This window comes from Coleofasciculus sp. D1-CHI-01 (genome assembly GCF_040218875.1).
GTDB lineage: Bacteria > Cyanobacteriota > Cyanobacteriia > Cyanobacteriales > Coleofasciculaceae > Coleofasciculus.
Genome location: NZ_JAVJQP010000157.1, coordinates 1 through 21,186, shown reverse-complemented (window position 1 = coordinate 21,186; position 21,186 = coordinate 1). Strand labels below are relative to the sequence as shown.

The following is a 21,186-nucleotide window of genomic DNA, read 5'->3' as shown; positions in this document are numbered from 1 at the left end:
GGCGGTTTTAGCCACAAACGTTGGGGCGGTTTTAGGCACAAACGTAGGGGCGGGTTTAGGGACAACCGTAGGGGCGGGTTTAGGGACAAACGTAGGGGCGGGTTTAGGGACAAACGTAGGGGCGGGTTTAGGGACAAACGTCAGCTCTTGACCGATAAATGAACAACGAAACCCGCCCTCTTGACCGATAAATGAACAACGAAACCCGCCCTCTTGACCGATAAATGAACAACAAAACCCGCCCTCTTGACCGATAATTGAACAACGAAACCCGCCCTCTTGACCGATAATTGAACAACGAAACCCGCCCTCTTGATCGATAATTGAACAAAACGATTTTAAAACTATGTCTAAACGCAAATCTTCTAATTCCTCCCAAAAGCGCGTAGCTTACCAAGAATTTGGTAGTAATTCGGCGGCTACGGAACGTGGAGTGCAAGAACTTCCGCCCAATCAGCAAAACTTGCGCGTTCAAGCCTCTCGCAAGGGGCGCAAGGGTAAAACCGTTACGGTGATTAGTGGTTTTCAATGTAAAGCAGATACCTTAACCCAACTGCTCAAACAGCTTAAAACTAAATGTGGTAGTGGTGGTACGGTTAAAGATGATACCTTAGAAATTCAAGGGGATCATGCTCAGAAATTGCTGGAAATTTTGACGCAATTGGGGTATAAAGCAAAAATTAGTGGCGGTTAGCGGCTTTGTAAAATGTTATAGGCAATATTTTTAATTAGGTGTGGGCGCAAGCCTTGCGCCCCTACATTTGCTATACTATGGAAAACCTTTTATAAAAAAATTACGATGATTGCTCCTCCTCAACATCCCTATCTTACACCTGACCAATACCGGATAATGGAGGAACAGAGTCCAATCAAACATGAATATATTGATGGGCAAATCTATGCTATGGCGGGAGCAAGTGACCCTCATGTTACGATTGATGGAAACCTTTTTGCTCTACTCCGTAGTCATATTCGAGGTTCGGGTTGTCGAGTCTATATTTCCGAATGAATGACGAAAATTTTTGCAAAAACAACATCAATATGATGTTGAAGCGATCACAGACTAAAGTTATTTTTCCGGTAATTACTCTCGCATTGGTTAAAGAATATCTATCTAACCAAAAAACTATTTTTTCCAACTCTGAGATTAAAGCCGCGTATCAGAAAACTGTTAACGATATGATTGATTATTTGCAACATGATTTGCACATAGGGGGTAAGTACTATGATGCCTATCCGTCTAGAAATTTACCCAAATACGGCGTGTTAAGAGTGATTAACAGCGGTGAATATGAATTGATGTTCCCTTATATAAATAATGCTCAATTTTTAGCCCAATGGATTCCTGACAGAATTCAGCAACATATTAGCGATAAACTGGGCGAAATTCCTCTCTTAAGCAATCGGGGAATTCGCTCTGAACTATCATTATACAATCATCAATTTATTAATTTTATAGAAGAGAATGTTTGTCAAAATTCAACCAATTTTGAAATATTCAGCTTTGCCGTTATCAAAGTACATCTTGAAAAATTTTCCTGTAGACTCTATCGAGATACACGCACATCAGCTAATGATAGCGGAGTTGATATATCGACTAATTTTGGTGTTGTTTATCAAATTAAGAAACTTAAGGTTTATAGTAAAGCTGTAGCGGATGATATTTATGCGGAACTTAAGGGGAATTTTGACCGGGAACGATTGAGTGATGGAAACGTGATTTTGATTATCGATGATATCTCGAAAGAGATTAAAAGTTACTTGATTAATATGAAGGTTCAATCGATTACTATTAAGGAAATATTAAAGTTAGCGTCTCAATTTGAAGATATGGAAGATCGGGAAAAGATATTAAGGATAATTTATGAGGAATTTTACCGCGAATATTCGAGTGATCTTGGTTAAATGGGTTGGGAGGTACAGAATTTTAGATGTAGATAGGTAGCTGGTAATGGGTATTTTAACGATTAGGGCGAAGACAGCGCAACTACAAACTCATTTGGGAATGGGGGTTTCGGCGTTTAGGGCGAAGACAGCGCAACGAGGAACGTTAAAAGCCTAAATCGGCTTTGGCTGCATCGGCGGCGGCAAAGACTTCTTCATCTGACTTTTCATCCCAGGAGGGTTCACCAATTTCTGTGTAGAATGTTTGATCGTAGGGACGAGTTCGTACTACAACGGGCATGGGTACGGCATGTCCTAATATTAATGCCTGTTGTTTGGAATCTAATTTAGCTAGCACCGATCGCAAACTTTGTCCCCCGGAAACTCCGGTGAAGATAGCCTCGATGTCTTTGTCATCATTCAGTAAACAGGTAATCCGAGTGCCAACCTGGGACATGACTTCATTATCAATCCCTGATGGACGCTGATCGACAATCAGTAATGTAACGAAATATTTCCGCATCTCGCGGGCGATAATGCCAAAGATGGTTTGACGCACTGTGGCTGAATCCAGGAAACGGTGCGCCTCTTCAATCGTAATCACCAATGGGCGCGGGCGATCGCAGGGATTTTTGCTTTGCAGAAATTTCTCCGCCTTCCGCACATATTTACCATGAATACGGCGTGTCATCACATTCGTGGCTAACATATAGGACAGCATATTCGACTGAGAGCCAAATTCCACCACCACATGTTTCCCTGCATCTAAGGATTGTAAAATCTGGTCAATATAATTTTGAGGACAAGCACTTCGCATGTACTTTAACTCATCTAAACGCAGTAACTTGCGCTGTAATGCCATAATTGAAGACTTATTTCCCCGCTTCTCATCGCAAAATATCTGGATATCCTCATTCGTCATATTCAGGAGTTGCGTAATCCAGGTTTTGCCAAACTCATTGCGAAGAATAATCGCATTTTCCAGACTCGCCTCAGACAGGTTTAACTCCCCGCGCACCAGCATAATATCTTCGACTTCAATTTGATCGAAACTCAGATACATGGTTTGGGCGTCTCGAATTCCTCGGCGTTGGGTAGATTCGGGGTCAAGTGTGTACACTTGGACTTGATTGGGAAACAGTTGGCGTAATCCTTTGACGGTACTAAATTGTTTTCCTTCTGATACGGCTTCCCATCCATATTCGGAGTGCATATCGAAGATTAAATTAACCGCCGCTTGCTTGCGAATAATCCCGGATAATAATAAGCGAGTCAGAAAAGATTTCCCGGTTCCCGATTTGCCAAATATACCGTTACTGCGTTCTACAAACCGATCCAGGTCTAAGCATATTGGCACCTCCATGTCAAGGGGTTGACCCACCGAAAAATTCCGCCGATGGGGATCATCTTCCCAGCCAAACACCGCCCGAAAATCTCGTTCACTGGCATCATAGACTTGGGAGAAGTGACTGGGAATCGTTTTCACGGGGAGTAGTTCCATGTCCTCGCTACTTTGAGGTTGAAATGACGCTAAAGGACTTTTACCATTCAGGTTTAGGTTGGGTGTTTCCCGTTTCCCCTCCGTTGGCGTAAACATCAGCATTGGGGTTAAATTGATCGTCCCAAACGTGCCACTTCCGGCGAGAACCTCGCGCAAAAAGTTATCCTCAGGATGGGGGGGATTCGCCCAAATCCTTTGACTGGAGGTTCCTAGCGCCACATCCGTCAGCATACAGAAAAAGCGCGATCGCACCCCTTGAACCACCAGAAACTTACCCACGCGCATATCTTCGACGGAGACATCCGCCTCCAATCGCACTTCCAATCCGCCAGAGAGAGAACCTTGAATGACTGAACCTAAGCGTTTATCTACATCCATCACTGCTAGGGTTTGAACGAAGCCAAGCCTATCTTATCGTTCTCTTCTGGGTTATTGGGCGTTTTCCTTGGATTTAATGGGTAAATTAGCAATATTGTTAAGAAAACCGGATTACTCACGATTTGTTTGGTTAGTATTCTCTTTTGTTTCGTCCTTATCTCGTCACCCAAATGATGCACCCTATAGCAGTTGGATCAATGGCGTAGCTGTAAACCTGTTCCTTCCCGGCGATTGCGGAGATCATAGTAAATGAGCGCTTTAATAATCTGCCAAAATGGCATGACTAAAAGATTAAACAAGGCAATTCCAATGAATATTACTAGAATTAACACACCTAGGCTAGAAACTAACGCCTCTGGCATTATCCCTTCTGGAGAGGGGATCAATAAGCTTGATAAGCTGGGTAGCATGATCGATATAGCCAGCAATGTAGGAATGAAAGCCAGTATGGCTATAGGAATTGTGATTAGAGTCGCAACGGTAATTATCCCCATAATATTGGGAATAAATCCCTTGGTTAACTCCCAACTGCGGTTAATAGCAGTTTTTGGCTTTATATTCCCTTCTACGGCTAACGGTAACTCAGTAATAAAGAAGTGGGCATAGACCCAGAGGTAAATGCCGAGAGTAACTAAGTTAATGATAGGTTCTAGAATTGATGCTATTACCACGACAATTCCTGAAACTATCGACAAACCAAAATTTACTGCAAAAGCAATCAAAGCAATTAAAAATTGCGCTATCCAAAAATCCCAAATTTTTCGATCAAGCTGACTTTGAATACTCTCGATAGTTTCCGGTTGTTCAGCAAATTCACTGATGGCATGACGTGAAATAATACCCTGGATTTGATATGATTTTGCCCATCCATAAATCGGTACTATTCCCCACAAAAATGCCTGAAACGCCAGACCCAAATATAATTTGAATCGATCGCGATATAAACGGATACCCGCACTAACCACATTCCCTACACTGAGGGGTTTCATGGGTTGGCGAGGTTGGGAATGGCGGGCTTGAGTGTTACGGTGTGGAGTATGATCGCTAGGTTGTCGATTGTGTGAGGAGGTATACCCTCCAATAGAAGCGTGTCGAGGAACTGTGGCAAAATTTGAACCTGGTGGTGGTTCTAAGCCAAGGGATGGGGAACTGGAAGATATATCATTTTCAGCAGCAACATCTGTGGGAGTGTGATGTAGATTTAAATCGGGCTCTGAATCGTGAATATCCGCGACTTGAGGAGGTGAGGATTCTATCTCAAAGCTTTGATTCCAAGCAAAAGAGTCTTGTCCTTGCTGACGCCCATAAACCTGTACTGTTTTAATCGTCTCAACGCCTAGCTTGGTTAAACCCTGACGAATAAAAGAAACCATCGGCTTTTGATTGGGAATTTGCGCTGATTCCACCAATACTTGCAAACAATTGTCCTGGCGATTAACCTTGGCGACGATGTGCTTGGCTCGCAATGAGCGGTTAATCATTGCCGCAATTGCTTTCGGATTACCTTGTTTAGCGAGCTTTAATGTGTTTGGCTCAGCCATAGCCCTGTCTCCAGTTGGGGTAAGTTCGGATTAGATCGAAGTGATCAGCAGACATCAAAGAACCTTCACAAGTTACTCTAAATTTCGCGGCTGCTTTTATGCAAAATGCCCCTTTTTGTGATATTTTTTTACATTTCCCAATAAAACGTCAGACAAATAGACTTGCCAATTTCTGGCTACAGATGGTAAGGAAACAGGGAATCGGGATTTCAAGATTAGAACTGAAATCCGAGTAAATTCCAGTACGCCAACACGCCGATGAAAATGAAAGTAGTTAATGTGATCAGAGAATAATGCGATCGCGCCCCAAACGACCAATCGTGATTTTTCCAGGCTAACACGGTAAAAGCCAGTAATCCTAAGCTAGCCAAAGCCGTTAACACAGGAAGACACAAGAATGCGATCGCGACAGGGAGAACGCCATAGATTAACTTCCAGACGCCGATTAGCCAGAGTGACAGAGGTAAGCCAATCAGGAAGACTAGATTTAAAGTCGCGATCGCTCCCGCTAATAGCCATGCTGAGTTATACTGCTGTTTATCCGAAGTATGCTGGCCTCGCCACCATTGAATTAAGGGTTGTACGATTCCCCTCATCACCTTTTTTAATGTGAATATGTTTGAATGATCCTGCTAGTTTTGCCAACGTATGGCGGGGATATTCCATATCTCGATAAGTTCCCGTAAACCGCTCCAGTTCTACCTGGGAAGGGTCAAGGGATTGAACGGGGGTAGAATTTTGATCAACTGGAAAATAATAATCAAAAAACTGGGTAAGGAATTTACTATGAATTCCGCTAAAACTATTAGAGGCAATAAAAATACCAATATTTTGGTCAGGCATTAACGTCAGCGAACTCGAATACCCCCGTAAACTACCTAAATGCCCGATCGCACGAATATTGTTAACCAGACGTTCCCGAAACCCGTAGCTGGTTCCCGGTAATTTTGGGTGAGATTTAAAGTGTGTCTGGTGCATGAGTTTCGCCGTATCCGCCTCTAAGATACGCTGGTTTTGATAACGCCCCTGTTGCAAGTGAGCAATCATAAAATGCGCCATATCCGTGGCGGTGGCACTGAGGGAGGCGGCGGGTGCAATATTAAGGTAGAGGTAGGGAACCGCTTTGTAGTTACCTTTGTGATACTGATAGCCAACTGCCAAATCATCTGCTAAATCCGGTGGTGGAGGTTGAGCAAAGCTGCTGCGCTGCATATCTAGGGGTTGTAAAATATTGGCGTTGATATAGTCCTGATAAGGACGACCTGATATCTGTTCGACCAAGTAACCCAATAACGCGATCGCATGGTTGGAATAGCTGTAAAATCTTCCCGGTTGCCAGACAATTGGCGGCATCCAATTCTTTTTTCACGCTACACATAAACCGTTATTCCTCCTGATCAACTCAACTTTACTGGGAACAAATTGCCCAATTCGTTTCCATCTGTAGTCACAAACGGAAATATTTTTGGTCTTTTTGGTATCGGTGAATCCGCTAACGTAGCCGATGTAGACAATCCCTGCTTTTTCTGCTCTTACCAAATCACCAATCCTCACTCCAAAAGGGGTAATCGTTCCACCCTTACGCTTCCTTACCCCCGATTTATCCGGTACTTCAAAGTGTAATTGGCGGCGGAAAAATCCATACTCTTTCCCCCGCTTCACCGCACCGGGGCGGGTGATGATTTTAAACGGGGAGGGGGTCACGTTAACGCTACCCTTGTGGGTATAACCGTGGGAGTTAGAGCCAGTAAACGGAACATACTTGATGAAATACCCACAAGCCAACGTCACTCCATCAACCGCGTGAGTTTCCGGTTTAGCTATGGACTTGTTAGCCTTATCTTTCTCTAACCCTAGTTGGGTTCGGAGTTGGGATGTACCGTTCCCATCCTTCTGCCAACCTTCGCGGACATAGACAGGGGCAATTTTTTCCATCTGGGATATTGCCCAATTTTGACCCGTCATCACCGGGGAGAAGCCCTTACCCGACTTGGCACGTTTGCGTTGGGAAAGATCCACATCGGCTCTGACCCGTTCATACCCAATCGCCGTCACCGGGAAGATAGCCGCTAATTCGGTAACTGTCCGTAATTCCAACTGTCGGGAGGCTTTAATGGATGGGGGGAGTTTGCACTGTTTGCGATTGTCAAACCTGCACTGCCGATGGTTCCGTTGCTTGAATGGGACATCCCGGTTAATCCGCCGAGACCGTCGTGACCGTCGCAGCATGGCGCGGGTCTCCATCCGTTTCTTGACCCGCCCAAAAGGGAGGATCAGGTGTAGTTGTAGCAGGGTGCATTTAGCCGACTGGACACCGACACCGGAGTAGGACTTACCCGGCCGGATCGACTCCAACAGTAATTGGTTGTACTTCCTCTGCCAATGCATGACTTCCTGGCAGGTTCCCTCTGCCAATCCTTAACCTCAACGAAGTAGGTTAGGGTTCATGAAACCACTTCTAACTCATCTTCCCGGAAGTGACCGCGAAACTTTTTATCAAATTTAACCTGAATCGGTAAGTTAGCGCTCACGGGTCGCCCTTGCCATTCTGTAACGATAGCAATGACTTCGCCTTCCATACCCTTGATATCAAACGGCTCATTCCGGTGGGCAGGATTGTGGTAAACAATAACAGATGTCTTAACTCGAACGCGATCGCCAACTTTCATACAAAAAGCTCGTTTTCTCTCCAACAGCCTACATCTTGCCAGAAATTACTCTGGCAATCCTAAACCATTCTTACACAGCAAGGTTCTTTCCTAGAGATTAGTTTGGCAACTGATCAAAAACGGTGCTGATTTTCCAGCACCGTTTCCAGACCTGTAGCCACCTCAACCGCAGCCAATTCTTATGTTTACGCCGCCACAGATGCTTGAGGACGAGCAAAAATCATCCGTCCAGCAGATGTCTGTAAAGCCGAAGTGACCACAACTCGCATTTCAGCGCCGAGGTGGTTACGTCCTTCTTCCACAACCACCATCGTACCATCGTCTAGATAACCTACGCCTTGAGAGGGTTCTTTCCCCTCCTTGAGGATTTTCAGTTCCAGGCTATCACCCGGCAGATAAATTGGACGTACAGCGTGAGCCAGGTCATTGACATTTAGTACCGGGACTTTTTGCAAATTAGCCACTTTACTCAGATTGTAGTCATTCGTCAAAAGCGTGCCATTAATTTCCTGAGTCAACCGAACCAATTTGGCATCCACCGTCTGAATATCCTCATAATCAGCCGGGTGAATAATCAGGCGTTCCGGATAAGCGGTTTGCATAGCTTTGAGAATATCTAACCCACGCCGTCCCCGAATCCGCTTTTGATCATTCGCTGCATCGGCTAACTGCTGTAACTCTTGCAACACAAACTGGGGGATGAGGAGTTGACCCTCGACAAACCCTGTATTCAACAGTTCCTCAATGCGACCATCGATAATACAACTGGTGTCGAGTACCTTACTCGTCGCTGGTTTGAGCGTCCCTTCTGCTACTAACATCGTGTCCAAGCTGTTTGGATTAATCAGTCGCAAAAAAGTCCGACCGTGGGTATCTGCCAGACTGATTCCCAGAAAGGCAAACATCACACTGCCCAAAATTGCCGCCAGGGGCTTGATAAAGGCAAACTCCGAGGGAAAAGGTAGAAAGAAAATCGGGGCTAGCATTAAATTCGCTAACAGCAGCCCCAGCACCAAACCGACTGCCCGGGTTAAAATTACCTCAATTGGCAGTTGGCGTACCTGCTTTTCCAAACGACGATAGGTCACCTGCACCGTTAACCCAACCGCAAAACCGATAATGGCAGTAAAACTGGCTAAAATCCAGCGCAGCGCCTCCAGATTGGTAATCTGTTCTTGCACGGAAGGCGGAAGCAGTTCAACAATGTCGAACCCTACACCTGCTCCTCCTAGGATGAATAAAAGAATAATGACAAAATCAAGCATGGTTCCAATCCAAGTGGTTTATATGGCAAATCTTTCGATTCTATTCAAGATTTATAATGATAGAGGTTAATCACTCCAGATTTTTTCTAAAAATACCTTGAAATAATAACTCTGTCAGCATAAATGGTGAGGATTATTAGGGGTCAGGGAACAGGACATTCAGCTTCATAACTCATAATTCGGATATCCTTGGTGGTCATAAATTAAATAACATTTACAAAACGTAATTTTGTTTAGTTTATTTCCATCGATCTACTACTTGCCAATCATACGTTAAAAATTATTCGCCAATTTTCCGCCCAATATGTTAAATTTTTCAAACAAATCTGAGAAAATCATCGAGATAGGAATTGCCCATTCCGCCTACATCCATATCCCCTTCTGCCGACGCCGCTGCTACTACTGTGACTTTCCTGTATCTGTAGTCGGCGATAAAGCCAGGGGTAGCACGTCCGGCACGATTGAGGAATATGTTGAGGTCTTAGCTCAAGAAATTCAAACAACACCAGCCTCGACTTGTTCTCTCTCAACCATTTTCTTTGGTGGTGGCACCCCCTCTCTGTTATCCACTCAACAGTTAAACCGCATTCTGGATACCTTAGCACAGCAGTTTGGCATAGCTACCGATGCTGAGATTTCCATGGAAATAGACCCAGGCACATTCGACCTGTCGCAGATCAAAGGATACCGGGATGCGGGCGTGAATCGAGTGAGCCTGGGAGTTCAAGCCTTTCAGGATGAACTATTGGGCATTTGTGGGCGATCGCACCAGCTTAATCATATCTTCACCGCCGTTGAGTTACTCCGCCAAGTAGAGGTTCCCGACTGGAGTTTAGATTTGATTTCTGGATTACCCACTCAAACCTTAGAACAGTGGCAGGAATCCTTGACAGCCGCTATTCAGCTTGCCCCTACCCATATCTCCTGCTATGACCTAACCATAGAACCCGTCACCGCCTTTGGACGGCAGTACAGCCCCGGCATTTCTCCCTTACCGACTGACGATACCACAGCTCAAATGTATCGCCTTGCCCAGCAACTCCTCACTGATGCCGGGTATGACCATTATGAGATATCCAACTATGCTTTACCCACTCATCAATGCCGACATAATCGGGTGTATTGGGAAAACCGTCCTTTTTATGGATTTGGTATGGGGGCGGCTAGTTATGTCCAGGGGCGGCGGTTTACTCGACCCCGCACCCGGCGAGAGTATTATGCTTGGGTGCGACAGTTCATTGAAGCGAATGGGATCTGGGAAAGTCCAGAACTCTCGGACGTGGATATTTTGTTAGAAACCCTGATGCTAGGACTACGCTTGGCAGAAGGTGTGAGTCTATCTACACTGGTGCAGCAGTTTGGCGAGAAGACTCTCGAACAGATTGGGACAACTTTGCAGCCCTACTACCAGCAAGGCTGGGTAGAAGTTGTAGAACGAGATGGAAAAGCCTGGGATTGGCACAATGCCCAGAAACTACCGATGACTGGGCGGCTGAGATTAAGTGATCCAGACGGGTTTTTGTTTTCTAATCAGATTCTGGCTGATTTGTTTAGTCGCTGTACGTGAGTGAGGGTACAGAAATTTTTCGGCTTATCCCATAGAGAAGTAGTGCCAGTGTGATAAACCCGTAAGGGAAATAGGCTGGGTTACCAATTTGACCTAAGAGTGCCGGAACAGAGGTTTTGCCCAGGTAAGCAGCGTAAAATAGATAGCCTATTGCTACATGACCACACTTGTGTTGCACTAGAGCAAATACGGTGGCAAAGGTAGGACCATAGAGAAAGGCAGCGACAGCAAACAAGATACCTAAGGGAAAAACACTCGTCAAGCTCACCACGGCTAATCCAGCCAGCAGCAACCATTGCAATCGTCGAATCGGTTGGGGATTGACCCAAATGCTCAACGTTAAACGCCCCACGGTTAATCCTCCCCAATAGAGAGAAAGCAGGGTGCCACTCCAAACAACACTCTCACCCAAGCTTCTCAAGTAAGCGCCACTCCAGGTACCGATCGCACTCTCTAACCCGACATAGAGAAAAATCACCACCAGAAAGGGGGTAGCCTGTTTCCAAGGCATGCGATCGCGCTGGGGTTGATAGTTCAAAACATGGGGCGCTCTCCAGGCTAAAGCAACGGAACCCAGCGCCAAAATTGTCACCAGTCCAAACGCCAATCGCCAAGGGAGAAATGTTCCCATCAGAGGCGCACTTAATGCTCCAACTCCAAACGTCGCATTTGCCCAGTTGAGCAGCACAATTCGCCGTTGGGGATGAAGTTCGCCAACTAAGCTGTTGCATTGGAGATTGAGAATTCCGTCTCCAAATCCGATCAGGAGTGCGGCTAGTCCAATCCAGGTAAATGTAGGGGATAGGCAGATAAGAGCGAAGGCTACCGTAACCGTAACAAATGCCAGAGCAAACCACGGATGACGTTCAACTCGCCGCGATGCTAATACCAGTCCGACTAAACTACTGGGCAAAAACGCCGTGTAGAAGAGTCCGATATTCACGGTTTCACCAAATGTTGCCGTCCATTGGGGCAGAAATGCCCCGGGTGCTGCCACAATGATGCCATGTAAAAATAATCCCATAAATCCGGCAGTAGTTAGTCGCAGGGATGCTAATTTTTGAACGGTCATGAATTTTTCGGCATAAAATGGCAGATATATTTGAAGGTTAAACAACAATCCCCGGTCTTCCGACAATTGCCTAACTTATATCATTGGGTTTTTTCAACAACTCCACGCTACTAACGTAGAGCGTGGAGATTGACGGACAAACGTCATTAATGTTGAATACCGCATTGAGCCTAAACCTGGTACAGACTCTTGAATGCTTCCCTAGATGAAAAAAAAGACAACCCTGAAAACACTACTCCATACGACCAGCCATGCTATCTTCTGGCTTTGGAATCTTACCTTTTTGCTGGTCGTTTATTTGGGTCTATTGCCCCTGATTGGGGGTGATTTGGTCGTCGCCATATTGTCTGGTGAGATTGAACTTGAATTCCTCCTCCCCTTGGTCGGTCTTATCGCCGTACCAACCATCTGTACTCTAATTGGAGGGTGGCGTTTGCGCCGACAACCGTTAGAGCTAATGCGTCTATTCTATGGCGTAGAAGCTCCCCTATTTGCCCTATGCCTGGTTCGCTTGTTCCTGCTGCGGGAACTTACCCCCGCTAGTACCTTGATCCTGGGAACAGGAGTGGCGTGCATGCTGGCATTTTTCCTGGAAGTGCTGCGTGGCTATGCTCAACGGAATCAAAAATTAGCATGGCTACAACTGTTCACTCACAGCTTGATGCTGTTGGTTGGTGTATTCACCGGATTATTACTGTTATTCTATGCCGTACCTACAGCGGCGGTTTTAGTTGGTCAGTTCTTTGCCTTTGACTGGGTATACGAACTTTGGTCAATTTTACAGTATGACCCGTCTTTCGCTGTCTGGGGAGTACTTGCGCTTCTACTCTATGGCTTTAGCTGTACCCTATTCTTACCAAGGGAAGAAAATAACCATATCCAGGCGATGTATCGTCACGTCTTTGGTTTACCAGAGTCACTTTGCCTGTTTTTACAAGAGAGTTATAACCAACTGATGTCGCCGTTTTTGTACAACGGTTCGGGTTCAGATATCGAAAAAGCCGAAAAACTCTACGCCGAATTCTTTGACACTCCCATCCAAAAAGCCGAGCGCAAGGCAGTACAACACGCCTTGCAATCCACGGCAATTATAGACCAGGCAAAGGCAGGTGTCCTGAATATTAACCAGAAAAAGGTATGGCTGCGATCGCAACAAGTCGGCGTTACCGAACACGGAGATTGGGCGGAGGTGGAACTCTACGAGGTGTATCAAAATCAAACCAATGATGTAGAGGAAATCCTCTACTACTTTTCTTTACCCGAAAGTGCCACCATTACAGGCGTATGGCTGGGAGATACCGATGAGCGATCGCAACGCTTCCCATTTCAAGTTTCACCACGGGGAGCAGCGCAAAAGGTCTATAATTCCCAGGTGAGGCGATCGCGACCCGTTGATCCGGCATTACTTGAACAGGTAGGACCTCGCCTTTATCGCCTCAGAGCCTTCCCAGTTCCGCCCAAATTATCATTTCGGGAGCAAAGAGACTCAACCGAACGACCAACGCAAATGCATCTGTGGTTAACTTATAACGTGATGCGACAAGCACAGGGATGGGCGCTACCTCGGTTAGCAGAGAAACGGAATATATTCTGGACAAAAGACACCCAACGCTTAGGCAATAAAGGCGCGATCGCAACGTCTGAAGATGAGTGGCTTCCTGAATTTTTACCCGCCACCGATCAGCAGCTGCCAAAAATTCATCAAGTGAATTTCCCACAGGGGTATCAGATTACAGCCAAGCCACTAGCTAGAGAGGATTACGCCTTACCCCAAGGTAAGCGGTTTGCTGTCGTGGTTGATAGTTCGCGCAGCATGTCAGCCCAGGTTAAAGCACTGACAAAAACCTTCAATGGCAAAAACTCCCACCGAAACCACGCTGAAAAACGGTTTTGAGCCATTAGCCGCAAGGCAACTCGTCAAAGGATTGAGTCAACAGATCCAGGGAGATAATCTGGCTCAACTGGATGCCATTCATGCGATCGCCAAAACCTATAAATTGGTGACGCCCTACTCATCAATGATTGTCCTGGTCAATGATCAGCAGCGAGAGGCACTCAAGCAAGCGGAAGCCGAAACTGATCGTTTTGATCGTAAGGTGGAAGATGGACAAGAACAGCTCAATCAGCCGAATAACCCTTTTTCCACCCCTGTGCCTGAACCTGTAAATGGTATGGTTGTTGGTTCACTTGCGATCGCGCTGATCCTATTCCTCAAACGTCAGCAATGGTTGAATAAGAGGGTTAATGATTAGAGGGCGATTTAAAGGTAAATTCTAGATATTTCCGGACAAGTCTTCCTACTCATTCTGATTGAGTGGTCGGCTTGCTAAAGGTTCAACATCCATATTGTCGGCGGTGGCAAATTTTCTCTCCCCACCTCCAAATCCGGAGTCATTGGCGATATGGGCGTATCCAGTATATAGTTTTAGCGATCAGCTTACCTTCATGGGGACAGACCAGGAAGCTGAAACCCAAACTCGTGATACAGATGGATCAAGATGAAATTAAACGATTAGGAGCTTCCCTCAGACAGATCGATCCGGGGATATTAAGCCCAGCGAAAGAGGGGATTACCAAAGTTTGGTATCAAGGAGGTGAGCCTTATTTTGATGTAGTGGTAGAACTTCGCCACGGCAAAATTGAGTGGTTTCAATTTACCTTGCGGGGTAAATCGATCTCCTGGAAACCGGTTTTTTTGGGTTTACAAACGGGAAAAACAAATGAATTACAAACTGATGACCTGACGTTTCATCCAGCCAGCAAATTGATTGAACATAACAACCAAAAAGATCATAAATTTATTGAAGTAGCTGGCGCTATTCTACAAACTCGCGCAGATGAACCTATCTTCAAGCAAATTCTGACATTGTTCGATGCGACTTAGAGCGTCGGGGTAAGCTAAAATCTAACACTGGCATTCTCCCGTTACCTGTTGTCAGTTGCTTATTTCTGTAATAATGACGATCGGTGTAATTCTGTTTAATTAGGAAGAAGGGGGCTGTATGGCTGGTAGTCAGGTTGATGCCGATTTGTGGATAAGCGAGTATATCACGCCTTGGGATATCTATGTTCACGGAATTACCAAGGTTTTAGCTTATAAAAAAACAGCCTATCAGGAAATGTATATTGTGGAAACAGGAGCCTATGGTAAAGCCTTAGTTTTAGACGGCAAATGGCAATCCTGTACAGGGGATGAGTTTATTTACCATGAATCCCTGGTTCACCCCGCTATGATTAGTCACCCTAATCCGCGCAAGGTTCTGGTATTGGGTGGGGGTGAAGGAGCAACGGTACGCGAAATCCTACGCTGGAAAACCGTTGAGCAGGTGATGATGGTGGATATTGATGGTGAGGTTGTGGAGGCTTGCCGACAACACCTGCCAGAAATGCATCAAAATGCCTTTGATGATCCTCGAACTCAACTGGTTATTGGTGACGCTCTCTTAGTTTTAGACAAGATGGAACAACAGTGGGATATTGTCATCTCCGATCTGTCTGATCCGATTGAAGAAGGACCATCCTATAAGCTGTTTACCAAAGAGTTTTTTGAGAAAGTTCAGCGCGTTCTCACACCTAATGGGTTATTAGTCCTACAAGCTGGACCGGTGGGAACGTTCGCGGTCAAAGTCCATGCTCGTCTGGTTAACACTCTAAACTCCGTTTTTCCACATACATACTCCTATTCTTGCTTTACCCCTACCTACGGTGAACCCTGGGGATTTGCGATCGCGTCTGCCCAAGCCATTGATTCTCAACCCAATCCGGCTACCGTTGACCAACACCTGCAAGACAAGACAACGGGGGGCTTACGCCTAATCGACGGTGTGGCGTTATTAGGACTGTTACAAACCCCTGCCTATATCCGTCGTGCGATCGCCTCGGAAACTCAAGTCTATACCTTAAACGAACCGCCAAAATTCTTTGGTAAGGGGGCATTGAATCAATCCGTTACGTAACAATTTGTTACAATAAATGTAACGATTTATTGCAGTCTTAAAAAAAATAGACAGAAAAAAGGAAGACAACAGCGTAAAATTGCCAGTAAAACCAAGTAACTGAAGTTCTCAAGACTTCCAGGGTGCAACTCTCATATTTCCTAGCTGATGCTTTTCCTTGGCAGGCAGATAGCTGCCATAGCTATCGAATGGCTAATATCATAACTAAGCTAACCTGTCAAGGTTTATTGAATCAGTCACCATCCCCGTAATTCTGCCCAGCTACGCCGATCTTCACCCCAGAGACATTGCTCATGCAGCCTAGTGGTCTGCCGTTTCATTCCTTAGCTCTAGAACCAGCAATTGATGCTAATTTTTTAACCGTCGCACCAGATACCCCTCTGGCGGATGTCTTGGCGCTCATGAGTCGATTTCGCAGTTGCAGGTTACCAACTCAGGCGTTAGGAACGGACATGAGTCACATCCCCACGAATCTCCCGCAAATTTCCTGCCTATCTCAGGAAGAAGATGTGGTATTTGGTGTGGCGGATACAGCAGCCCGGTGTGTATTGGTGATGGAGGGAGGGCGACTGGTGGGAGTATTCACCGAGCGCGATATCGTTCGGTTAGCGGCTGCGGGTCTTCCCTTAAGTCAAGTCGATATTGCCCAAATCATGACCCAACCCGCGATTACGCTGCAACCGTCGCCGTCTCACGATATTTTTACCGCATTGGGACTCTTACGCCAGCATCGGATACGTCACCTGCCGATTGTCAATGAGCAAGGGCAACCCATGGGAATTGTCACCCATGAGAGTATTCGCAAAGCTCTGCAACCCGTTAACCTGCTAACGCGATTGCGCTGTGTGCAAGATGTAATGACCACAGCGGTGATTCATTCACCCGTAACTACAGCGGTGCTACAGTTAGCCCAGCTCATGACAGAGCATCAAGTCAGTTGCGTGGTGATTACTCAAGCCAGAGATTCGGAAATTCAGCCTGGGGAACAAGACGCCCTCACGCCAGCCGGATGTTCGGCTCCTTTGACTAAAGCCTCTTGCTCATGTCCAATGCTTTATTCTCAATCCCTGATTCCCGTGGGTATCGTCACGGAACGCGATATTGTGCAGTTTCAGGCACTAGAACTAGATTTATCCCGCCTGAAGGCTCAAGAGGTGATGAGTACACCCCTATTTTGTCTGGGTTCCTCAGATTCCTTGTGGCTAGCCCATGAAAAAATGCAGCAGCATCGGGTGCGACGGTTGGTCGTTCGCGGCAATCAGGGAGAATTAGTGGGAATCGTTTCCCAAACCAGCCTACTGCAAGTGCTTAACCCCGTGGAAATGTATGGGGTAATCGAACTACTGCAACAGGCGGTGGAAGAACGAACCTCGGAATTAGCCCAGACGAATGAACGGCTACGTCATGAAATTGGGGAGCGCCAGCGAGCGGAGTTAGCCCTGCAAAAATCTCATGACCAATTAAAAATTCAAGTTGAACAGCGCACAGCCCAGCTGACTCAAGCCAATGTCCAGCTTCAACAAGATATTCTAGAACGCCAGCGGGTAGAAACAGCCCTGCGGCAAAGTGAAGCCCAGTTGAAAAAACAAACCCGCGAACTCACACGCATGATCCAGCAACTGCATTCTTATCAAAGTCAGTTGATTCAGAGCGAAAAAATGTCGTCTTTGGGACAACTGGTTGCGGGGGTGGCTCACGAAATTAATAATCCGATCAATTTTATTTACGGTAATATTGCTTACGCTTCTCAGTATGTTCAGGACGTGATGGGTCTGCTGGAACTCTATGAGCAGTACTATCCCCAGGCTGTATCCGAAATTCAAGAAACGACCGAGGACATTGACTTAGAGTTTGTCAAAACGGACTTGCCTAAACTGATTAACTCGATGAAACTGGGTGCCGATCGCATTCGCAACTTGGTGCTGTCGTTGCGAAATTTCTCCCGCTTGGATCAAGCGGAAATGAAATCAGTGGATTTGCATGAGGGGTTAGACAATACGTTGTTGATTCTACAAAATCAGCTTAAAGCGACGTCCGGTCTAGTTGAAGTGCAGTTGGTGAAGGACTATGGGGATTTACCCTTGGTGGAATGTTATCCGGGGCAACTCAACCAAGTGTTTATGAATCTACTGAGTAATGCCATTGATGCGCTCGAAGAGTTGAGACAGTTAAATTCTCAAGCCCAGTTGTCTAATGGAAAATCCTCTAGTCCTTATCCCACGATTGTGATTCAGACCGCAATTAAAGACGTGAAGCGTCCTAAATCCCAGGCAAAAACATTGTTGGTGAATCAATGGGTGGTGGTTCGCATTACGGATAATGGGTCGGGGATGACTGAGATGGTGCGTCAGCGTCTATTTGATCCGTTTTTCACCACTAAACCTGTCGGAAAAGGCACGGGTTTGGGTTTGTCGATTAGCTATCAGATTGTCGTGGAAAAACATGGGGGATATCTTCAGTGTAATTCTGAACCGGGGCAAGGTAGTGAGTTTGTGATTGAAATTCCGCTGCGACAGCATCATCAGGCATCGGTGATCTTTTCCCAGTAGAAACGGGGGGAGCTGGGGGAGCCATGTAGACGTAGCATGCTACGTCTGGAAACTGGGAAAGCTAAGGCACTCTGAAAAGGAAGGTTGTACAATTAGAGGCAGCAACTCAGAACAAATGGCGAGTTGCGATCGCGCTTGTCAACCCCTGCAAAAACTACCCGTTTCCAAGACCATGAGTTTATCATTAAAGCAGCTAACCGTTTATCTGACCTTGCTAGGCTTAGGCGGTGGAGCAGGGGTTTTAGGCAGTCGCTACCTTATGGCTGAACCCCAAGGGGTCAATCCTCCAGAAGCGGTGCCGGCGGTATTGGAACCCTTAGCCCCAAGACGCTCCAATCGTCCAGCTCCCGGCAATCTCAACTTTATTGCCCAAGCCGTCGAGCAAGTTGGACCGGCGGTGGTGAGAATTGATGCGGCGCGTCAGGTCAGCCAAGAGGTTCCTGAACCGTTTAGAAATCCCTTCTTCCGCCGCTTTTTTGGCAATGAGATGCCAGTTCCTGAACCTCGCGTGGAACGGGGAACGGGATCGGGTTTTATTCTGGAGTCAGATGGGCAGATTATTACCAATGCTCATGTGATCGACGGGGCGGATATCGTCAAGGTTACGCTCAAGGATGGGCGGACGTTAGAGGGTCGGGTATTAGGGGCAGATCCGGTAACCGATGTGGCGATTATTAAAATTGAGGCAGAAGATTTGCCCACTGTCCGCTTGGGTAAAGCCGATGAGTTAATTCCTGGGGAGTGGGCGATCGCGATCGGTAATCCTCTGGGTTTGGATAATACAGTAACCGTTGGTATCATTAGCGCTTTGGGGCGATCCAGTTCTCAGGTTGGTGTTCCGGAAAAACGAGTTAGTTTTATCCAAACCGACGCAGCAATTAATCCTGGGAATTCCGGCGGACCCTTATTAAACGCCAATGGTGAAGTCATTGGAATTAATACAGCGATTCGCGCCAACGCTCAAGGATTAGGCTTTGCCATTCCCATTGAAACCGCTCAACGCATTGCTGAACAGCTTTTTGAAAAAGGTCGGGTTGACCATCCTTATCTGGGAATTCAGATGGTTACACTGACTCCAGAGTTACGCAAAGAAATTAATCAGGATCAAGATGCGGGTTTAAAAGTGACTCAAGATCAGGGCGTCTTAATCGTCCGCGTCGTTCCTAATTCCCCAGCTCAACAAGCGGGTCTTGAACCGGGTGATATTATTCAAAAAGTTGGCGGAAAACTGATTAAAACGGCTTCGGATGTACAAGAAGAAGTAGAAGCGAGTGAAGTGGGCGCGAATCTCGATATTGAAGTGAATCGTCAGGGGAAAACGAAAACGATTCTCGTGAAACCGGGAGCGTTTCCGGTCAATCAATTAGAATGAACGTAATTGCGGCATTCCCCGACTTCAACGACAGTAAGTCGGGGAAGGATAGCAGAAAAACTAGGAATTAAATATTCCGCAGTTTGTTAAAATTTTATGGTAAAATATAGGCATGAAAACACGTAGAGTGACCTATATAATTTATCCAAACAAGGCTCAATGTGACCAGCTTCATTAGGCTAGAAAAATGCACTGCGAACTCTATAACGCGGCAATTGCTAACCGGAGGACGCAGTACAAGCGTTTTGGTCATTCTGTTGACTATTTTGAGCAACAGAATTGTTTACCTGATTTCAAGAAAGTTTGGATTGAGTATGCCGAATTAGGTTCTCATACGTTACAAGCTACATTAAAGCGGGTTGATTTTAGCTATAAACGATTTTTTAAAGGATTGGACAAGTATCCCAGGGTCAAAGCCAAGGGGCGGTATAGTGGCTGGACATATCCAGACAAAGCAGGTTGGAAGGCTTTATCTAACGGTAAAAACGGTTACTTGGAACTGAGAGACCTTGGTTTAAAGATTCAAATGCGGGGGCAAGCTAGGACTTGGGGAACTCCAACAACCTGCACAATCTTTTTCAGGAATGGTTTGTGGTATGCGTCAATCACCGTGCAGTGCAACCCAACCCGTCAAACAGGTACGGGTTCAATCGGAATCGACCTTGGCTGTAAAGACGCGGTGACGCTTTCAACTGGCGAGAAAATTGCTAAACCAGATTTTATTCAGGAGGGACACAAAAAGGTTAAAGTCGCCTCAAAACAATTAAGACGCAAGAGACCGCCTAATAGGAATAAGAAGGTCAAGGGGTCGAGGCGATGGAAAAAAGAACGTAAACGGATCTCTAAACTGAGCGAGCAAAATAGCCCGACAACGGGAAGATTGGCTGCACAAAGTAACCAGTGATATAGTGAGCGGTAATAGCCTAATCGGTGGTGAGCAGTTAAACGTCAAGGGTATGACTCGGAAGGCAAAGAAGGGTAAGCGTCAGAAACAGAAAGCCGGATTAAATCGGTCTATTCTTGACGTTGGGTTTGGTATAGTCGGTGATTTATTAACTTACAAATCTGCTGAGGCAGGTGGGTTTTATGTTAATTCCCAACATTTAGCACATCGTTGAGTAGGCTTGAGTGTCCTAGTTGGTGACTCAACATAAAACCCACCTGCCTCAGCAGATTTGTAGGTTAATAAATCACCGACTACACCAAACCCAACGTCAAGAATAGACCGATTTAACCCGGCTTTCTGTTTCTTGCGCTTGCCCTACTTTGCTTTCCGAGTCATACCCTTAACGTTTAACTGCTCTCCACCGATTAGACTATTACCGCTCACTATATCGCTGGTTACTTTGTGCAGCCAATCTTCCCGTTGTCGGGCTATCTTGCTCTGAAGTTTAGAGATACGCCTGCGTTCCTTTTTCCATCGTCTCGATCC

Annotated in this window: 20 protein-coding genes and 1 pseudogene; 12 read left to right on the top strand and 9 right to left on the bottom strand. The window is 46.0% G+C overall.

Going from position 1 to position 21,186, the window contains the following annotated elements:
* Positions 1–346 precede the first annotated feature (346 nt).
* The 3 genes and pseudogenes from RIB93_RS27765 to RIB93_RS27755 all read left to right on the top strand — a co-directional run bounded on the left by RIB93_RS27765 (position 347) and on the right by RIB93_RS27755 (position 1,905).
* Positions 347–694, top strand: coding sequence for a translation initiation factor (locus tag RIB93_RS27765; RefSeq protein WP_446377755.1), 348 nt, complete (start codon positions 347–349; stop codon positions 692–694).
* Positions 695–799: 105 nt separating this feature from the next.
* A pseudogene (locus RIB93_RS27760) lies at positions 800–1,006 on the top strand (Uma2 family endonuclease); the annotation flags it as partial.
* On the top strand, positions 1,006–1,905 hold the full coding sequence (locus RIB93_RS27755) for a hypothetical protein (RefSeq protein WP_446377754.1): 900 nt from the start codon (positions 1,006–1,008) through the stop codon (positions 1,903–1,905). The pseudogene RIB93_RS27760 and the gene RIB93_RS27755, both read left to right, overlap by 1 nt.
* 145 nt (positions 1,906–2,050) lie before the next feature.
* On the opposite strand, the gene RIB93_RS27750 is transcribed toward RIB93_RS27755, so the two are convergent.
* The 7 genes from RIB93_RS27750 to RIB93_RS27720 form a co-directional block, all read right to left on the bottom strand.
* Positions 2,051–3,763, bottom strand: a complete 1,713-nt coding sequence (locus RIB93_RS27750; protein WP_446377752.1) for a helicase HerA domain-containing protein — start codon at positions 3,761–3,763, stop codon at positions 2,051–2,053.
* Between the two features lie 194 nt (positions 3,764–3,957).
* Positions 3,958–5,304 (bottom strand): hypothetical protein, encoded by a 1,347-nt coding sequence (locus RIB93_RS27745; protein WP_446377750.1) that lies wholly within the window; start codon positions 5,302–5,304, stop codon positions 3,958–3,960.
* Positions 5,305–5,519: 215 nt separating this feature from the next.
* Positions 5,520–5,900, bottom strand: a complete 381-nt coding sequence (locus tag RIB93_RS27740) for a hypothetical protein (RefSeq protein WP_446377748.1) — start codon at positions 5,898–5,900, stop codon at positions 5,520–5,522.
* Positions 5,842–6,657, bottom strand: a complete 816-nt coding sequence (locus RIB93_RS27735; protein ID WP_446377746.1) for a serine hydrolase domain-containing protein — start codon at positions 6,655–6,657, stop codon at positions 5,842–5,844. Before RIB93_RS27735 ends, RIB93_RS27740 begins: the two co-directional genes overlap by 59 nt.
* A gap of 12 nt (positions 6,658–6,669) precedes the next feature.
* Positions 6,670–7,719, bottom strand: coding sequence for an RRXRR domain-containing protein (locus RIB93_RS27730; RefSeq protein ID WP_446377744.1), 1,050 nt, complete (start codon positions 7,717–7,719; stop codon positions 6,670–6,672).
* A gap of 29 nt (positions 7,720–7,748) precedes the next feature.
* Positions 7,749–7,973: a ferredoxin-thioredoxin reductase variable chain gene (locus RIB93_RS27725; protein WP_446377742.1), complete on the bottom strand. Its 225-nt coding sequence runs from the start codon at positions 7,971–7,973 to the stop codon at positions 7,749–7,751.
* Positions 7,974–8,158: 185 nt separating this feature from the next.
* Entirely contained in the window at positions 8,159–9,238 is a 1,080-nt protein-coding gene (locus RIB93_RS27720) for a PIN/TRAM domain-containing protein (protein ID WP_006103287.1), read from the bottom strand.
* 304 nt (positions 9,239–9,542) lie between these two features.
* On the opposite strand from RIB93_RS27720, the gene hemW reads away from it, so the two are divergent.
* On the top strand, positions 9,543–10,805 hold the full coding sequence (hemW, locus tag RIB93_RS27715; RefSeq protein ID WP_446377740.1) for a radical SAM family heme chaperone HemW: 1,263 nt from the start codon (positions 9,543–9,545) through the stop codon (positions 10,803–10,805).
* Here the strand turns inward: hemW and RIB93_RS27710 are convergent.
* Positions 10,789–11,877 carry an MFS transporter gene (locus RIB93_RS27710; protein WP_446377738.1) on the bottom strand — a complete coding sequence of 363 codons (1,089 nt, stop codon included), beginning with the start codon at positions 11,875–11,877 and terminating at the stop codon, positions 10,789–10,791. The two genes, hemW and RIB93_RS27710, sit on opposite strands and share 17 nt — an antisense overlap.
* 205 nt (positions 11,878–12,082) lie before the next feature.
* On the opposite strand from RIB93_RS27710, the gene RIB93_RS27705 reads away from it, so the two are divergent.
* The 8 genes from RIB93_RS27705 to RIB93_RS27670 all read left to right on the top strand — a co-directional run bounded on the left by RIB93_RS27705 (position 12,083) and on the right by RIB93_RS27670 (position 20,872).
* The gene (locus RIB93_RS27705) at positions 12,083–13,771 is read left to right on the top strand and encodes a TIGR02921 family PEP-CTERM protein (protein ID WP_446377737.1); all 1,689 of its coding nucleotides are present in this window, start codon (positions 12,083–12,085) and stop codon (positions 13,769–13,771) included.
* On the top strand, positions 13,728–14,129 hold the full coding sequence (locus RIB93_RS27700; RefSeq protein WP_446377735.1) for a hypothetical protein: 402 nt from the start codon (positions 13,728–13,730) through the stop codon (positions 14,127–14,129). The genes RIB93_RS27705 and RIB93_RS27700 overlap by 44 nt, the downstream gene beginning before the upstream one ends.
* Before the next feature lie 236 nt (positions 14,130–14,365).
* Positions 14,366–14,761 carry a hypothetical protein gene (locus RIB93_RS27695; protein ID WP_446377733.1) on the top strand — a complete coding sequence of 132 codons (396 nt, stop codon included), beginning with the start codon at positions 14,366–14,368 and terminating at the stop codon, positions 14,759–14,761.
* A 118-nt stretch (positions 14,762–14,879) separates the two neighbouring features.
* Positions 14,880–15,833, top strand: coding sequence for a polyamine aminopropyltransferase (speE, locus tag RIB93_RS27690; RefSeq protein WP_446377731.1), 954 nt, complete (start codon positions 14,880–14,882; stop codon positions 15,831–15,833).
* 293 nt (positions 15,834–16,126) lie between these two features.
* Positions 16,127–18,382 (top strand): CBS domain-containing protein, encoded by a 2,256-nt coding sequence (locus RIB93_RS27685; RefSeq protein ID WP_446377729.1) that lies wholly within the window; start codon positions 16,127–16,129, stop codon positions 18,380–18,382.
* Positions 18,383–18,554: 172 nt separating this feature from the next.
* A complete protein-coding gene (locus tag RIB93_RS27680) occupies positions 18,555–19,754 on the top strand; it encodes an HhoA/HhoB/HtrA family serine endopeptidase (RefSeq protein ID WP_446377759.1) in 1,200 nt (399 codons plus the stop codon).
* A 187-nt stretch (positions 19,755–19,941) separates the two neighbouring features.
* Positions 19,942–20,658: an RNA-guided endonuclease InsQ/TnpB family protein gene (locus RIB93_RS27675; RefSeq protein WP_446377727.1), complete on the top strand. Its 717-nt coding sequence runs from the start codon at positions 19,942–19,944 to the stop codon at positions 20,656–20,658.
* Positions 20,659–20,662: 4 nt separating this feature from the next.
* A complete protein-coding gene (locus RIB93_RS27670; RefSeq protein WP_446377725.1) occupies positions 20,663–20,872 on the top strand; it encodes a hypothetical protein in 210 nt (69 codons plus the stop codon).
* Positions 20,873–21,015: 143 nt separating this feature from the next.
* Here RIB93_RS27670 and RIB93_RS27665 read toward each other — a convergent pair.
* On the bottom strand, positions 21,016–21,186 hold a 171-nt coding region (locus RIB93_RS27665), incomplete at its 5' end, for a transposase (RefSeq protein ID WP_446377757.1).

Bases quoted from the DNA above. Each gene is read 5' to 3' on its own strand.
- RIB93_RS27765 (WP_446377755.1), top strand. From the start codon at position 347: ATGTCTAAACGCAAATCTTCTAATTCCTCCCAAAAGCGCGTAGCTTAC.
- RIB93_RS27755 (WP_446377754.1), top strand. From the start codon at position 1,006: ATGAATGACGAAAATTTTTGCAAAAACAACATCAATATGATGTTGAAG.
- RIB93_RS27750 (WP_446377752.1), bottom strand. From the start codon at position 3,763: ATGGATGTAGATAAACGCTTAGGTTCAGTCATTCAAGGTTCTCTCTCT.
- RIB93_RS27745 (WP_446377750.1), bottom strand. From the start codon at position 5,304: ATGGCTGAGCCAAACACATTAAAGCTCGCTAAACAAGGTAATCCGAAA.
- RIB93_RS27740 (WP_446377748.1), bottom strand. From the start codon at position 5,900: ATGAGGGGAATCGTACAACCCTTAATTCAATGGTGGCGAGGCCAGCAT.
- RIB93_RS27735 (WP_446377746.1), bottom strand. From the start codon at position 6,657: ATGCCGCCAATTGTCTGGCAACCGGGAAGATTTTACAGCTATTCCAAC.
- RIB93_RS27725 (WP_446377742.1), bottom strand. From the start codon at position 7,973: ATGAAAGTTGGCGATCGCGTTCGAGTTAAGACATCTGTTATTGTTTAC.
- RIB93_RS27720 (WP_006103287.1), bottom strand. From the start codon at position 9,238: ATGCTTGATTTTGTCATTATTCTTTTATTCATCCTAGGAGGAGCAGGT.
- hemW (WP_446377740.1), top strand. From the start codon at position 9,543: ATGTTAAATTTTTCAAACAAATCTGAGAAAATCATCGAGATAGGAATT.
- RIB93_RS27710 (WP_446377738.1), bottom strand. From the start codon at position 11,877: ATGACCGTTCAAAAATTAGCATCCCTGCGACTAACTACTGCCGGATTT.
- RIB93_RS27705 (WP_446377737.1), top strand. From the start codon at position 12,083: ATGAAAAAAAAGACAACCCTGAAAACACTACTCCATACGACCAGCCAT.
- RIB93_RS27700 (WP_446377735.1), top strand. From the start codon at position 13,728: ATGGCAAAAACTCCCACCGAAACCACGCTGAAAAACGGTTTTGAGCCA.
- RIB93_RS27695 (WP_446377733.1), top strand. From the start codon at position 14,366: ATGGATCAAGATGAAATTAAACGATTAGGAGCTTCCCTCAGACAGATC.
- speE (WP_446377731.1), top strand. From the start codon at position 14,880: ATGGCTGGTAGTCAGGTTGATGCCGATTTGTGGATAAGCGAGTATATC.
- RIB93_RS27685 (WP_446377729.1), top strand. From the start codon at position 16,127: ATGCAGCCTAGTGGTCTGCCGTTTCATTCCTTAGCTCTAGAACCAGCA.
- RIB93_RS27680 (WP_446377759.1), top strand. From the start codon at position 18,555: ATGAGTTTATCATTAAAGCAGCTAACCGTTTATCTGACCTTGCTAGGC.
- RIB93_RS27675 (WP_446377727.1), top strand. From the start codon at position 19,942: ATGCACTGCGAACTCTATAACGCGGCAATTGCTAACCGGAGGACGCAG.